General features: G+C 58.1%; 9 protein-coding genes and 1 pseudogene. 1 reads left to right on the top strand and 9 read right to left on the bottom strand.

What is annotated here, in order from left to right; translation table 11 throughout:
* Nucleotides 1-114: 114 nt before the first annotated feature.
* From IEY11_RS00420 to IEY11_RS00405, 4 genes are all read right to left on the bottom strand, one after another.
* Entirely contained in the window at nucleotides 115-840 is a 726-nt protein-coding gene (locus IEY11_RS00420; protein ID WP_188885454.1) for a response regulator transcription factor, read from the bottom strand.
* Entirely contained in the window at nucleotides 834-2,306 is a 1,473-nt protein-coding gene (locus tag IEY11_RS00415; RefSeq protein ID WP_188885453.1) for a sensor histidine kinase, read from the bottom strand. The genes IEY11_RS00420 and IEY11_RS00415 overlap by 7 nt, the downstream gene beginning before the upstream one ends.
* Before the next feature lie 206 nt (nucleotides 2,307-2,512).
* Nucleotides 2,513-5,083 carry a hybrid sensor histidine kinase/response regulator gene (locus IEY11_RS00410; protein WP_243183916.1) on the bottom strand — a complete coding sequence of 857 codons (2,571 nt, stop codon included), beginning with the start codon at nucleotides 5,081-5,083 and terminating at the stop codon, nucleotides 2,513-2,515.
* Entirely contained in the window at nucleotides 5,073-5,885 is an 813-nt protein-coding gene (locus IEY11_RS00405) for a substrate-binding periplasmic protein (protein WP_117489432.1), read from the bottom strand. Before IEY11_RS00405 ends, IEY11_RS00410 begins: the two co-directional genes overlap by 11 nt.
* Nucleotides 5,886-6,115: 230 nt before the next feature.
* On the opposite strand from IEY11_RS00405, the gene IEY11_RS15030 reads away from it, so the two are divergent.
* Nucleotides 6,116-8,485 (top strand): HD domain-containing phosphohydrolase, encoded by a 2,370-nt coding sequence (locus IEY11_RS15030; RefSeq protein ID WP_188885452.1) that lies wholly within the window; start codon nucleotides 6,116-6,118, stop codon nucleotides 8,483-8,485.
* A gap of 107 nt (nucleotides 8,486-8,592) precedes the next feature.
* On the opposite strand, the gene IEY11_RS00395 is transcribed toward IEY11_RS15030, so the two are convergent.
* The 5 genes and pseudogenes from IEY11_RS00395 to IEY11_RS00380 form a co-directional block, all read right to left on the bottom strand.
* Nucleotides 8,593-8,970 carry a hypothetical protein gene (locus tag IEY11_RS00395; protein ID WP_188885451.1) on the bottom strand — a complete coding sequence of 126 codons (378 nt, stop codon included), beginning with the start codon at nucleotides 8,968-8,970 and terminating at the stop codon, nucleotides 8,593-8,595.
* Between the two features lie 129 nt (nucleotides 8,971-9,099).
* Complete coding sequence (locus IEY11_RS14705) at nucleotides 9,100-9,978, bottom strand: EAL domain-containing protein (RefSeq protein ID WP_243183915.1); 879 nt, start codon at nucleotides 9,976-9,978, stop codon at nucleotides 9,100-9,102.
* Nucleotides 9,979-10,118: 140 nt separating this feature from the next.
* Nucleotides 10,119-10,358, bottom strand: a pseudogene (locus IEY11_RS15165) (diguanylate cyclase domain-containing protein); the annotation flags it as partial.
* Between the two features lie 650 nt (nucleotides 10,359-11,008).
* Nucleotides 11,009-12,688 carry a sensor domain-containing diguanylate cyclase gene (locus IEY11_RS00385; protein ID WP_188885450.1) on the bottom strand — a complete coding sequence of 560 codons (1,680 nt, stop codon included), beginning with the start codon at nucleotides 12,686-12,688 and terminating at the stop codon, nucleotides 11,009-11,011.
* The gene (locus IEY11_RS00380) at nucleotides 12,685-14,559 is read right to left on the bottom strand and encodes a sensor domain-containing diguanylate cyclase (protein WP_188885449.1); all 1,875 of its coding nucleotides are present in this window, start codon (nucleotides 14,557-14,559) and stop codon (nucleotides 12,685-12,687) included. Before IEY11_RS00380 ends, IEY11_RS00385 begins: the two co-directional genes overlap by 4 nt.
* Nucleotides 14,560-14,624: the final 65 nt, after the last annotated feature.

Raw genomic sequence — 14,624 nt, 5'->3', positions numbered from 1 at the left:
AAAATCACAGCGCACTGAAAATCTTCACATTCCTTTTTGTGACATTTGCATAAACACTTTGGCAGGAATAATAAATTTTCGTATAAATTCCGTAAATTCTGCCGCGCGGCTCGTTCAGTTTGCGTTATGATTGCGGTACTCGGTAGGCGTTACGCCCAAATGCCGCTTGAACACCTTCGTGAAGTAGTTTGCATCCGTATAGCCGACCCGAACAGCGATTTCCCGTACCGGAATATCAGTCTGCTGCAGCAGCTCAACCGCACGGTCGATACGGTAGGCGGTCAAGTATTCAAGGAAGGTCTGGTTATACGAGGTGCGAAAAAAGCGTGAGAAGTAGAACGAACTCATGCCCATCGCCTCTGCCGCCTGATCGAGCGACACATCCTGCATGTAATGATGCTCCAGCCACACGGAAAACTGGGTGCAGAACGTATTTCCCGGCTTGTCCCCGCCTACCGCCGGACGGCTTTCCGGCAGCAGATTCAGCTTGCGCAGGCAGGCGGTAATCTGTGCGCTGTCAAACGGCTTTACCAGATAATCCGTTCCGCCGGCCCGCATGGCGCCTACGGCGTAGTCGAAGCGGTCGAAGGCAGTCAGGAACACGATGTGCGTTTCCGGCATAGCTTTGTGGATGATGGCTGCCGCATCAAGGCCGTTCATCACCGGCATTTCAATATCCATCAGCACCAGCTGCGGCTGAATTTGACGGGCGCGTTCAACCGCCTCCCGTCCGTTCGCAGCTCCCTCGATGAGTGCATCCGCGCCAAGCAAATCGCGCATCTGTCCGCTCAGATTCTGCAGGCTCAGCGGTTCGTCCTCCGCGATCAGTACCTTTAACATATATGCTCTTCCCCTTTCATGGGCAGTATGATGCGGGCTGTCGTGCCCAATCCGGGACAGCTGACAATGCGGAAGCTGCCGCCGGACAGCGCAATGCGTCCCGCGATATTCTGCAAGCCGATGGACCGGTGTCCCTCGGCGGTGTTCTGTTTCATTTTACTGCGTGAGAAGCCGCCGCCATTGTCCGTAATCTGGATGCGGCAGCCTTCCGGTGCAAGCTGCGTCACAATGCGAATGCGGCCGCCCGCACTGCGGCTGCGCATGCCGTGCACAATGGAGTTTTCCACAATCGGCTGCAGTGTGAATTTCGGCAGTTCACAGGCCGCACAGCGGCTGTCGCAGTCCATCTCGAACGAAATGCGTTCACCGAACCGCAGCTCCTGCAGAGAAATGTAGTCGCGCAGCAGCGCAAGCTCGCGGTCGAGTGTTACCACGCTGTCATCATGGTCGAGCGTGTAGCGGAAGAAGTTCGCCAGCCGCACCACCATGTCGCCGGTGACGGTCGCCTGCTCGATTCCGGCCATATTGGCCACGCTCTGCAGCGTGTTGAACAGAAAATGCGGGTTGATCTGGCTCTGCAGCTGCGCAAAGCGGCTCTGCTCGATCAGCTGCCGCAGGCGTGCTGCCTCGCTCTCCTGCTGACGCAGGGATTTTTCCAGCTGTGCTTCGCTTTCCAGTGCGTGAATCGTCCGCGCAATCTGGTGCTTGAGATGGTTGAACGAGTCGGCGAGCATACCGATCTCGTCCGAGCGTGCAAAGTTGAAGTCCTCAATGTCATATTCGCCATCCGCGACGCGGCGCGCACCGCGGCTCATCTGCTGCACCGGCAACAGCAGGCTGCGTGCGTAGTACAGCATCGCGCCTGCAAACAGCACGCTGCCGATCGCGGCTACGATGGTAAATACCATGTTCTGCGAGGTACCCCGCTGACCGAGGACCAGATAACCCTCGCGTCCCTCCATCAGAAAGGCCTCCGTCAGCTGGTCGGTGTATTGCGTCAGATAGCTGCCCTGTGTACGCAGAGCTTCGTAGTTCACCGCGTCAAATGTGCCGCCATGCAGCTGCGCGATGAACGTCTCCTGACGGACTCGATAGCTTTTCATCGTGCGGTCGATGACCTGCTTGAGCACCTCGCTCTGCGTGTTGCCGTCGGTCTCTGCGCTGCGCAGCCGCTCCCACGCACAGGCGGTGTCCTGCACGGCGTCCGCATATTTGTCGATCGTATCGGACCCGGGCGCCGCAAGCGTCAGCTCGCTCAGAAGCGCATTTTCCTGCTCCATGGCGTTCATGTAGTCCGTGCAGCGTGCATATTCGGACAGGATATCATTGCTTTTCTCGCGGTAATCGTAAAAATCGTTCATTAACAATCCCACCACCAGCAGAATGGGAATGACGAATGCGCAGCTCAGCACGATCGCCTTGTTCACAATGGACAGACGCACCCACCATTGACGTACTCCGTGCACAAGCCCACCTCCTTTGTCAGATTTTATCATAAGCCAATTGATAAGCAATGTAAACCTTTTATGGACAAAAAAGGTAAAAAAATCCGCCGTACCGGCGATGTGCAAAGAAAAACGCAGGAAGGCATCCCTAACGGACGCTTCCTGCGTTTCCTATTCAATCTGATCCGGCGGCTTCCTTGTCGAATAACGCAATGAAAATGAAAGCGTTACGGCGACAGCTTCTCCCGGAGCATCGTGAGCAGCTGCTGCATATCGAACGGCTTGGAAAGATGGCCGTTCATGCCTGCCTTCTCTGCGTTCTGTCTGTCCTCGTCAAAGGCGTTCGCCGTCATGGCGACAATGGGCAGACCCGCCTTTTCGGCATCCGGCAGAGCGCGGATGGCACGCGCAGCCGCATAACCGTCCATGACCGGCATCTGAATATCCATCAGCACCAGATCATAGTGCCCGGGCGCGCTCTCGCGCACCTTGTCTACCGCGACCTTTCCGTTTTCCGCCGTGTCCACCTCGAACCCGCCTTCCTCGAGCATCGTCACCGCGATTTCGCGGTTGAGGGCGTTATCCTCAACGACCAGCAGCCGTTTCCCGGCGAAATCCGCCTTTTTCTCCGTCTTCTCCGCAGGCTCTGCCGAAAGAAACGGCTTAGCCAGTACGCGGCGCAGCTCGGACATGAACAGCGGCTTGGCGCAGAACGCGGTCACGCCTGCGGCCTTTGCCTCAACCTCGATATCCGTCCAATCGTAGGCGGTCAGGATGATGATCGGGGTGTTGCTGCCGATCAGCTTGCGGATGCGGCGCACGACCTCAAGGCCGTTCAGATCGGGTATCATCCAGTCGATGATGAAGACATAGAAGCCGTCACCCTGCTCGATCGCGTCCTGCGTACGGACGACAGCCTCATGTCCCGAGGTCGTCCAGTCCGACCGCATGCCGATCATTCGCAGCATTTTGCTGACATTCAGACAGGTGTCGGTGTCATCATCCGCCACAAGCGCGCGCAGACCCTCAAGCTGGGGGATACGCTGCGGCACGGCCTGCTCTCCGCTGATAGGAAAGCGCAGGGAAACTGTAAATTCCGAGCCCTTCCCCGGCTCGCTCTCAACCGAAATACTGCCGCCCATCATATCGACCAGATTTTTCGTGATCGCCATACCGAGGCCGGTTCCCTGAATTTTGCTCACGGTTGAGGTCTCCTCGCGCGCAAACTGCTCGAAGATATGCTCCTGAAACGTCGAGCTCATGCCGATGCCGGTGTCACGGATATGGAATTCATAGTCCGCACTGCCATGCGGCGCGGTCTGCTTCTGAACGATGCGCAGGGTGATCATGCCGCCTACCGGGGTGAACTTGATGGCATTGGACAGGATGTTGAGCATGATCTGATTGAGGCGCATGGGGTCGGCAACCACATTCTCGTCCTCCACATCGACCATGTCGATGAAAAGCGAGATGCGCTTGGCTGTGATGCTCGACTGGATGATATCGCGCAGGTCGTGCACAAGCTCGGGCAGCTGCACCGGACGCAGTTCGAGCGAGACCTTGCCGCTCTCAATGCGGCTCATATCGAGCACATCGTTAATGAGCGAGAGCAGATGCTGGCTCGCCGTTGCGGTCTTTTTCAGGTAGTCGAGCACCTGCTCGCGGTTGTCGATATGGGTGGCCGCAAGCGAGGTGAAGCCGATGATCGCGTTCATCGGCGTGCGGATGTCGTGCGACATATTGAACAGAAATTCGCGCTTGGCGCGGTTTGCCGCCGTTTCCTGACGGATGGCGCGTTCAAGCTCGGCGTTTTTCTGCTCAAGCGAGGTCTGATATTCCTTTTCGAGCGTTTTCTGCTGCTGGAGGAAGCTCTTTTCCGTGCCTCGGCGCACAAACAGAAGCAGCGTCAGAACGATCGCACAGGCGAGGAACGACACAGCCAAATTGACCGGCGTGTTCGTGTAGAGCAGTCTGCCCGGGACATATATATAGTAGTAGAAGTTGCGCCCGTGGCTGTACATGCCGTAGTATCGGGTCAGTCCCCTGCGTCCGGCATAGACCAGCCGGTCGGCATGGCCGCTCGAGCGGATGCGGCGGAGTAGATCATTTTCCGTGGTATCCGTACCGATGAGGGACAGATCGTCCGACGCGGTTACGCGGTTGCCGTCCGACAGGAGCACGGTTCCCGTGGTCTCGGCGTCGTAGCCGTCGAGCAGATTCTGCACGGAGAGCACGGATTTCTTTGCGAACGCCGCCCCGGTGTGCCGCCAGCCAAGCACCGCGCCGCGGTCGTCCGAACAGCTGCGCACGGCAACGTCGGCAAACGAGCCGTCGGTCAGCTGCACGCGCCGAACATAGGTGCTCTGCGGATGACCGATCACGGCGAGCACGCGCTCGGCTTCCAAATCGGTTTGCAGGCGGGTATAGCCGATGCCGTCCGTGCTGTACTCGCAGACCAGCCTGCCGTTCGCATCCAGCACCGAAATGCCGGTCAGTCCCAGCCGCTCCGCATACTGCCGCAGCTCATCCTCGCCGCAGTCAAGCGTCACGCCCTCCAGTTCCTGAACGGCGGTCGTTCCGCGCACGAGCGCCTTGGCCACGGCGGTCTCGTTATACTGCACATAGGAGGAGGACTGCTCCTTTACAAAGTCGATCAGTTCGGTCATGCGCTGCTCGCAGTCCCGCATATCCGCGTGCCGGGACAGCAGGAATACCGCGCCGAGGAACAAAAGCCCCGCTGCGAAGCACAGGCACCAGAACGTCCTTCGTAAGACAATGCGTCGGGAATTATTGTTCAAGCTGCTCCACCTCCAGACTGTGCGCGGGAACCTCGAGATATTTTCCGACTAGCTGTTCCATGCTGCCGTCCTCGCGCATCTGCGCGACAACCTCGGTCAGCTGCGCCGCAAGACCGCGTGTGTCGTGCCTGGAAAACGCCACGCCGATGCCGGTCGTCAGCAGCGGTTCATCCAGAATGCGGAAGTTCGCGCCGTAGTCCTTCATATACTGCCGGATAGCCTCCTCGTGTCCTGCTACTGCGTCCACATAGCCGCAGTCCAGCATGGCATACTGCACACCGCGGTCAGCGAGGCTGATGACATTTCGGAAGGCCGGGACGTTTTCGCCTCCGCTCAGAAAGATCGCCTCCGGCTTGCCGGTAGCCTGCACCGCGATGGTCTTTCCGGCAAGATCGCTCATTTGCTCGATGCCGCTCTGCGCGCCGACGGCGATGACCTGACGGCTCACCAGATACGGTCCCGCCCACTGATAGTCGTTCTCGCGGCCGTCCATGGAAAAGCAGCCCCAGATGCAGTCGATTTCTCCGTTATCGACCAACTCGGTCTTTTGTTCCCAGTCGATCGTGGTGAATTCCGCACGGTATCCCATGCGGCGGAATGCCTCCTCCGCAATATCCACGTCCAGACCGGTAATGTCGCCGTTATTATCCATATAAACATAAGGCGGATAGGTGTCGCTGCCGACGGTAATCGTCGGCAGTGTGCTGTCGGATGCCGCCTCCGAGGCGCAGCCGGACAGCAGCCCCGCCGTCAGCATGGTCAAAAGCGCCAGAGCGCATTTTACCCGTTTGTGTCTGTTCATACCGATGATGGTGTCCTCTCTCTTGTTCGTTGTCTGTGCCGCAGGTCGGCACAATTTATCTTTTATTATAACATGCTGCCGCGCTCCTGCACAACAGAAATTTCCGCCGTTGGCGCTGACGGAAGTTTTCCTTTATTCTGCATCGCATTGGTAGTATAATATAATTGTGCAACCGGTCAAATTCCGGTAAACAAAGGGAGGGAAAGCGACCCGGCTGCGGTCGAACGACTATGAACCGACAGAAAATTCTGATTGTTGACGACTCAGAGCTCAACCGAGAAATGCTCAAGGCGATTCTCGGTGAGGAATATGACTACGCAGAGGCAGAGGACGGCGCGCAGGCCCTCCTCATGATCCAGCAGGATATGCACATCGACCTGCTGCTGCTGGATATCAATATGCCGAAAATCGACGGCTTCGGCGTGCTCGAGCGCATGAATCAGTTCCGCTGGATCGAGGAGCTGCCAGTCATCATGATCTCCGCCGCCGAGGACCGTGCGGTTATCGAACGCTGTTACAGCCTTGGCATTACCGACTATATCCGCCGTCCGTTCGACTCCTTCATTGTGCAGCGCCGCGTCAAAAACACGCTCACGCTCTACGCCAACCAGAAGCGGCTGATGGACATGGTCTCCGACCAAATCTATCGGAACGAGAAAAACAGCCATGTCATGATTGGCATCCTCAGTCATATTGTCGAGTTCCGCAACAGTGAGAGCGCACAGCATGTGCTTCAGGTGCAAACCGTGACCGAAATGCTGCTGCGCAAGCTGACCGAAAAGACCGATGTATACGGTCTGACTGAGGAAAAGATCCGCCTCATTACCACCGCGTCCGCCCTGCACGACATTGGCAAGATCAGCATCCCCGAGAGCATTCTGAACAAGACGGGCGCACTGACGCCCGAGGAATTCAACATCATCCGCACCCATCCCGCCGTCGGCGCATCCATGCTCGAGGGGTTGACGCAGTACCGCGACGAGCCGCTGGTCAAGGTCGCCATCGAGATCTGCCGCTGGCACCACGAGCGCTGGGACGGCGGCGGCTATCCGGACGGCCTGCTCGGTGAACAGATCCCGATCTCGGTGCAGGTAGTCGCACTGGCGGACGTATTTGACGCGCTGACCAGTGACCGCTGCTACAAAAAGGCATACACCCACGACACCGCCATCACCATGATCCTCAACGGAGAGTGCGGCGCGTTCAACCCGATGTTGCTCGACTGCCTGCAGGAGATCAGCATGCGTCTCCGGAGCGCACTGCCGACGCTTGCCGCCGATCAGGTGCTCCGCCGCGACGCAAAGCGCCTGTCTGCCGAGCTGCTGCAAAAGAGCGCTGTACCGCACAGCGACCGCGCCCAGCGCGAGCTGAATTATGTCAAGGAAAAGCTGGATTTCTTTGTCTCCTGCTGCGGCGATGTGCAGTTTGAGTATGACGTTCCTGCCGGTACCGTCATAATAGCCGACCGGAGCCGTCCGCGTCAGCAACAGTGCACGATACTGGACGTGCATGAAACGGACAGTCTCCGACTGCTGCGGCCGGCCGATATTGCGCGGCTCAGAGCCGCTCTCAAGGCCACAACACCCGAGAACAACGAGCTTTCGCTCAGCCTGCTTCTGCCGGTCGGGCGCAAGCAGCACTGGCACAATATCCGGATGCACACGCTCTGGTCGCCGTTCTCCCCCGGTCACTATGTCGGCGTGATCGGCTGTCTGACTGATGCACAGAAGGTGCAGGGCGGCTATGCGCCCTTCCGCTGCACAGGCAAAAGCGCGACGGACGAGCCGTCGATCACCAATGATATCCAGCGTCTGAGCGCGATCTTTGATGTCGTCCGTCTGGTTGACCCGACAAAATACGCCGTGCTCGATCTCGATGCGGACGGCATTCTGCACCGCACAGGTGAGCGCTGCGCCGCGTTCTGGGATAACGATGCGGGCTGCGCCAACTGCATCTCCGCACGGGCGTTTGCTGAGCATACTACGCTCAACAAGCTCGAATTTACACGAAATGAGATGTATTTCGTCATCGCCAAGTATATTACGATCAACGGCACGCCCTGCGTGCTCGAGCTGATCTCGCGGCTCAACGAGGGCCGCTGGATTGACGCAAACGGCTCGCGTTTTCTGCTTGACCGCACGCGCGGCGAGGATATGCAGCTGTTCCTCGACCCGCTGACCAACGTCTATTCGCGCCGCTATTTTGAAACCTACCGCACCCACCTTGAGGGCATGGAGGGCGTGGCGCTGATCGACGTAAACAACTTCAAGCTCATCAACGATCGCTGCGGCCACGCCGCAGGCGATGCGGCGCTGCGCGACATTGCAAACGCGGTGCGCTCCTGCATTCGCAAGACCGATATTCTGATACGCTACGGCGGCGACGAGTTCCTGCTGCTGTTTCCGCGCATGACCGAGGAGGCTTTCCTCGACAAGAAAAAGCAGATCCAGCAGGCCGTGCACGGCATCCGCATGTCGGAGTTCGCGGATGTCCAGCTTTCGGTCAGCATCGGCGGCATCTGCGGCGTGCATCCGATCACAGAGGCTATCCGCAAGGCGGATTATCTGATGTATCTGGACAAGGCAGAGCAAAAGTCCTGAAAAGCGAAATCCCCTGCCGGGGAGACAGAAAATCTGTCCCCGGCAGGGGATTTTTTGCGTTCTCTCCAAGCGGCAGCGCGACGGAGTCTGCGCAAGGAGCCGCGTCTTTAATTTTGCGCTGCCTCCGCTTTCTCGACCGAAACGATCGTGCCGTCAAACGAATCGACCTCGGAGACCGTGCCCGTATAAGTCACAGTGACCGAATCGCCCTCTGCGGCATCATCCAGACCCTTCGGCGTATCGGAGGGATCGTAGGTAAATTCATAAGCGGCACCCTCGGCATCCGTTACAACGAACATGCCGTTCTTCTTCTCATCGAGCGAGCCGGTGAGCGTGTTTTCCTTCTGCTGTTCGCTGCTCGAGGACGAGGCCGCCGCAGACGATGCTGTACCGGTATCCGTATTTTCGGCGGGCTTGCTGCCGCAGGCCGAAAGCGATGCAGCCAGCAGAGCCGTGCATGCAAATACCATCAGTGTTTTTTTCATGTAAAAAGCCTTCTTTCTAAGAGAGCAGTATCTGCTCTCTTTCTCTCTATTAGACGAAGCACGTCTAAAAAGGTTCCGGCTTCTGAAAAATTTTTTTCACGGATTTTGGGGGCGGTCCGCCGCACCCGGTCACATCTGTTCGACGGCTTCCTCGGTCAGCAGCCGCAGCAGGTCTCCCGGCGGCAGAGGACGGGAGAAATAATAGCCCTGAATCATATCCACGTTCCAGCTCCGCAGCAGCTCCATCTCCTCCTGCGTCTCCACACCCTCCGCAATGATGCGGTAGCCGAGACGGCAGAAGGCGGATACGATGCTCTGGTAGAAGAGCGCGGCATTTTTGTCCGTGCAGATGTGGAACAGCAGCGAACGGTCGAGCTTGATGACCGAGAACGGCAGCTGCATGACCGTATTCAGGTTGGCGTAGCCCGAGCCGAAATCATCCAGACACAGGCCGATGCCGGCCGCCTGAAAGCTCTCCGCCACCCGGGTCAGGCTCGCGGAATACTCAGTCGCAACCGTCTCGGTGATCTCAAACTGGAAGCAGGAGTACGGCAGACCGTATTCATCCAGAATGCGGATCAAGTGGCTTCCGCCATCGCTGTGAATGAGATCGAGCGGCGAAAGATTGATCTTGACGTTCGCAATGCTCGCGCGGAGCGCCGGGTTTTCGCGCAGAAAACGGCAGACGCGCCGCAGCTGAAGCTCGGTGATCTGACTGATAAGGTGATTCTTCTCCGCAAGGCGGATAAAAATATCCGGTGAAATCCAGCCGAGTGTGGGATGCCGCAGGCGGCTGAGCGCCTCAAGGGTGACAAAGCGCTGCTGATGCAGCGAATAGACCGGCTGATAGTAGACCTCGAACAGATCCTCGTCGATCGCGCGGTGCAGGAACTGCTCGACCTGCTTGTTGTAGTAAAAGCTGTCCCTGTTCTTGCGGTCGTTCTGGATGACCTCAGTCCCGCCGCTGCGTGCTGCGAGAGATTCAAGATATTCCGCATAATCCAGCACAAGGCCGCCCGTTCCCAGCTTTTCCGCGCCCACCACGCCGCACAGGATGACCGGCGAGGGAGCGGCCTGCTCGTCATCCGGCTGCTGCGGAACACCTGCCGCAGACTCGTCAGACAGGCTTCGTACTCGCGCAGCGAAAACGTCAGCAGCAAAAAACGCTTGCCTGTCACGCGGAACACGTTCCTGCCCGCGATCTCCTGCATGTGCTCTGCCGCGCGGCGCAGAAATTCGTCGCCGCTCTGTACGCCCGAGACTTTGTTCATGTGGTCAAGCTGGTAGGCGTAGACCGTGATGATGTGAAAGGCCTTGTGCGCGTCGGTCAACTCGTTCATGCGGCGCAGCAGATACTGCTTGTCATTCAGTCCGGTCAGGCTGTCCATGCACGCGCAGGGATTATTGATGGTCAGATACATTGCAAGGATGCTGAGCGAAAGGCCGAAGCCGGTCGTCAGCACCGCGGGATTGACGGCCTGCGCGGCGATGCCGAAGGCGGCGAGCAAAAAGACCGTAAGCAGCGCCGTCAGATTGCGGCGGCTGACCGCATCCCGGTGCACCGCAACAAAAATTGCTGCCGCCGCGATATGCAGCAGGGCGCTGACATACAGCAACAGATACCACGGACCGTAGCAGTAGCCGGTGCTGTCGAAATAGAACAGCTTTTCGGTGAAGGGGTTGGTCAGAATGATAAAGACCAGAGCGATAGTCGGAATGCCCATGCGCAGCACGGTTCCGGCGGAGATCACGCGGCTCGAGCACAGTGTACAGACATAGTACAGCAGCATGAGCGGCAGAATCGCCTGGAACAGATAGAACACGGTGTTCGAGACCATGCGGCCGATGCCGAAGCTGTACGGAGCGTACAGAATGAAGCATGTACTCACCAGCTCGGTGAAAACGTCCAGACTGATGACGGTCAGCAGACGGCGGAACATGAGGCTGTTCCGGTCATCCATCTGCCGCTGATGAGAATACTGCCACAGAACAACCAGCAGCACCGCCATTCCGGCGATCAGATAATGTAGATTGGTTGTCATTCCGTGTCCCCTCCCAGTCTGGTTTCATTTCTCTTCAAATAGGCGTCCGCCTCCGCCTTCCATGCGCTGATACTGCGCGATTTTCCGTCCTCATCGCACAGGCGGCTGAAGCCGTAGGTCATCGTGATGCGGGCGCGCGGCGCACAGGTGCGGTTGTACCGCGCAACGATCGCGCTGAACTGCCGGTGCAGCTGCCCCGAATTTGCACTTGGCTCGGGGCGGATGAGGGCGAACTCGTTTCCGCCGGTGCGGAAGCACGATACGCTTTCGCCTCCGTCCTCGCACGCGCGGCAAAAGTCTGCAACGCACCGCGCGGCGGCGATGACCGCCTCATCTCCTGCCTGAAGGCCGAAGCAGTCATTGCGCTCGTTCAGACCCTCCAGCCGGATATAGGTCAGCACCGCATCGCGGCATCCGACCTCGCCGGTGCGGATGCGCTCCATGTATTCCTCGAATGCACGGCGATTCGGCAGACCGGTCATACGGTCCTCGCGCTGCATCAGATGGCTGATACGGTGCTCCATGTGAAAGCGCATATCCTCGGTCGCCTGTCCGAGCAGCTCACGGAAGAGCAGGATGATGAACAGCAGCACACCAAACTGGAATATTGCATCGTACCAGTAGATGTGCAGCAGGCCGTACAGGACGAGCGCGGCCACGCCGAACACGCCCAGTGCGGCAAACGCCGCAATATGCAGCCGAAGCTGCTGCGAGGGCTGCTCGCGGTACGACCGAAGCAGCACGGTCAGCATCGCTGCGACGCCTGCCGCCAGAATCAGGTGCGTCAGCGGCAGCATATCAATAAACCGGATGCCGAAAAGCCGGTACGCCGCGCCCTGTGCGAGCACGTTGGCGCAGAACAGCGCAATGCATATATCGGGAACAAGCTGCTGCCTGCCGCTTACCGTGTTGCGGACAAAATGCACCATCGGGATAGACATCAGCATAAAGGCGTAAAAGGAAACGACGCTTCCGGTGGCAGTGTCCCGTCCATAAATCTGATACAGAGCGGAATCGGTCAGGCACCACAGGCTGCACAGCAGCAGAAAGACCGCCACATCGAGGAAGCGGCGCTCGTGGATGCCGCGGCTGCTCATGTAGCAGAAGATCAGCAGCGCCAGCACGGCAAGGATGACCATGGCGAGCATCATGACCAGGGAAAACAGTGAGGTCTGGATATGATGACCGGTGATGCTCCGCACCGAGCCGAGCAGAGGCGCGTCAAACCTGCCGGTCCGGTCGGAAAGCTGCGTAAAGGTCAGGCTGAGCGTCTGTCCGCCGATGTTGTCCGGAAGTTCCGCATCCGCCCACAGGCGGCCCTTCATCTGCGTGTTTTTCGGAAAAGCGTTGTCCTCGTAGCGATAGAGCAGCGTTTCGCCCGCACGGATCTCGATGCCGTATTCCACACCGCGCGCGGACAGCAGCTTTCCGGCATCGCTGTCGGTCAGCGTGTCGTTATACAGGGTAAGCGTCTGCCTCGGCTCGGCCGGAAGCGTGACCGGGAGCGTAACCTCGTGCCGCACGCCGTCCGCCAGCTGATACCAGCCGGTATCGAGAGTGGAAAGCTCCCTGTCCGGCTCGTGCTGATGCAGTCCGGCAATGAGGAACGTCAGCATTGCCACGGTCAGCAGCAGGGCGGCTGTCTCTGCGGCGCACCGCAGGGTTTTGTGTTTCATGACTGTTCCTCCGTCCGGTCGTCTTCGTGATGGTGCTGCTTTTCCGCGTACATGCGGCTGTCCGCCGTGATGCGCACCTGCGAAGCGTCGCCGTCCTCCGGATAGCAGGCGCAGCCGCAGCTGACGCCGACCGAAAGCAGTTTTCCTTCGATAACGATGGGCGCAGAGAGCATAGTCTGGATGCGCTCGGCCATGCGGCCGCGCTGCTCCTCGTCCATATCGGCGCTGACGATAAGCGCGAACTCATCGCCGCCGATGCGGAAGGCGTAGTCCCGGCTGCGGATGCAGCGCAGCAGCCGCGCGCTGATCTCCTTGAGCAGCCGGTCGTCCATAGCATGACCGTAGGTGTCGTTTATCGGCTTAAATCGGTCGAGATCGAGGTAATACAGCACAAACGGCAGCTTTTTCGCCTCACAGATGTTCAGGACCCGACTGAAATAGCGCTCGTTGAACAGGCCGGTCAAGCTGTCCGTGTTTGCCATGTTTTCCAGCTCGACCTTCTGCCCGATATCCTGCACAACCTGCATGATCACGGAGACCGTGCCGTCCGCGTGCCACTCGACCGGGATAACGGTCATCACCATATAGGCGTTCTCCGTCCGGCTGCAATACTCGATTTTGAGATTGTCATCCGGTTTACGGAGCACGCTGCGCAGATAGTCCGGCGTAAGCAGCCGCGAAAGCTTGGCGTTTTCCGTATCGGTCAGCGCGACATAGCGTTTAGAGATGATTTCGACCATTTCCGAATACTGTCCGGAGGTCGGATAGATCGGCTGATCGAACCGCAGCTCATGATAGCGGTAGCGTCCGGTATCCAGATTGACGACCGCATAGCGATCGACGATGCGGCTCATGCTTTGCAGGAAACGGTCGCTCTTCATTTTTTCGCGCTCGAGGTTCAGCCGCTCCGTTTCCTCGTCCTTAAGGCGCAGCCGGCTCTCCATGCCCAGCGCCAGCACCACAATGATGACGGTGAAAAAACAGAGTGCGCCGAGCAGGATGAGCGAGGAATTCTGCACGTCATACAGTGCACCGTCCACCTCATCCGCCTGGATGATGCCAACGAGTGACCAGTCCGGAAACGCGGTCGGCATCGCGACCAGATAATTTCTCGTCCCATAGCAGGTGAACTGCGCGCTTCCGCTCTTGCCGAGTTGGATGCAGTCCTTAATATCGTCCATGCTGCCGTATTTCCAGTCAGCGTGGTTGGACAGGTCGTACAGGTTGGTCATTCCCGCGCACAGCTCGGTCTGCGGTTCAAACTCCAGCACGATGTCACCGTTCGAGCGCACCACATAGCAGTCGCTCTGTCCGCCGTACATACTGCCGTCAACCAGATCATCGACCACGTCCGTATCATAGCTGACCGCGATACCGGTGTAGGTCACGCCGTCCAGCGTCAGATTTCGGCTCATCGGCATCGCAAACGCGATCTTGGGCACGCCGTAGGTTGCCGTATAGGTGGAGACGATTGGCCCGCCCTTGCTGTACATCTCCTGAAAAACGCCGTCGATGCTGTCGGCGCTGCCCTTTCGCCCATCTGCTGTTAGATACTGCGAGTTCTGATTGACCATATAGAAATCGCTGTAATGCCACGACGATCGGTTGTCTTGAATCGTGTTCCATATCTCGTCAACGTCTTCATCAGTCTGTACGTTACTCATCAGGCTGTCCCACTGGCTCAGCACGGTCCAGTTTCGCTGCACGAACAGCGTGAAGGTCTTGGAGATTTGCGCATAGCTTTCGAGCAGATGATTCGAGCTTTCCTGATAAATCTGCATTCCGATATAGTTGCTGTAAACGCCAATACCCGCCGCAAACACTATGGTGAGAAGTGCGGTCAGCAGAGCAATTCTTGATCGCTTTTTCATGTTCTGCCCCTCCTTCGGTAAAATTTATTCATTCCTTTTCCCATGCCATAATTATACTATTTCCC

The organism is Butyricicoccus faecihominis (genome assembly GCF_014648015.1).
GTDB classification, from domain to species: Bacteria; Bacillota; Clostridia; order Oscillospirales; family Butyricicoccaceae; genus Agathobaculum; species Agathobaculum butyriciproducens.
The sequence above is the reverse complement of the archived record's forward strand: the minus strand, read 5'-3'. Positions and strand labels throughout refer to the sequence as shown.

What these genes read in the sequence shown, in the direction of transcription:
- IEY11_RS00420 (WP_188885454.1), bottom strand. Translation starts at nt 840, where the DNA reads ATGTTAAAGGTACTGATCGCGGAGGACGAACCGCTGAGCCTGCAGAAT.
- IEY11_RS00405 (WP_117489432.1), bottom strand. Translation starts at nt 5,885, where the DNA reads ATGAACAGACACAAACGGGTAAAATGCGCTCTGGCGCTTTTGACCATG.
- IEY11_RS15030 (WP_188885452.1), top strand. Translation starts at nt 6,116, where the DNA reads ATGAACCGACAGAAAATTCTGATTGTTGACGACTCAGAGCTCAACCGA.
- IEY11_RS00395 (WP_188885451.1), bottom strand. Translation starts at nt 8,970, where the DNA reads ATGAAAAAAACACTGATGGTATTTGCATGCACGGCTCTGCTGGCTGCA.
- IEY11_RS00385 (WP_188885450.1), bottom strand. Translation starts at nt 12,688, where the DNA reads ATGAAACACAAAACCCTGCGGTGCGCCGCAGAGACAGCCGCCCTGCTG.
- IEY11_RS00380 (WP_188885449.1), bottom strand. Translation starts at nt 14,559, where the DNA reads ATGAAAAAGCGATCAAGAATTGCTCTGCTGACCGCACTTCTCACCATA.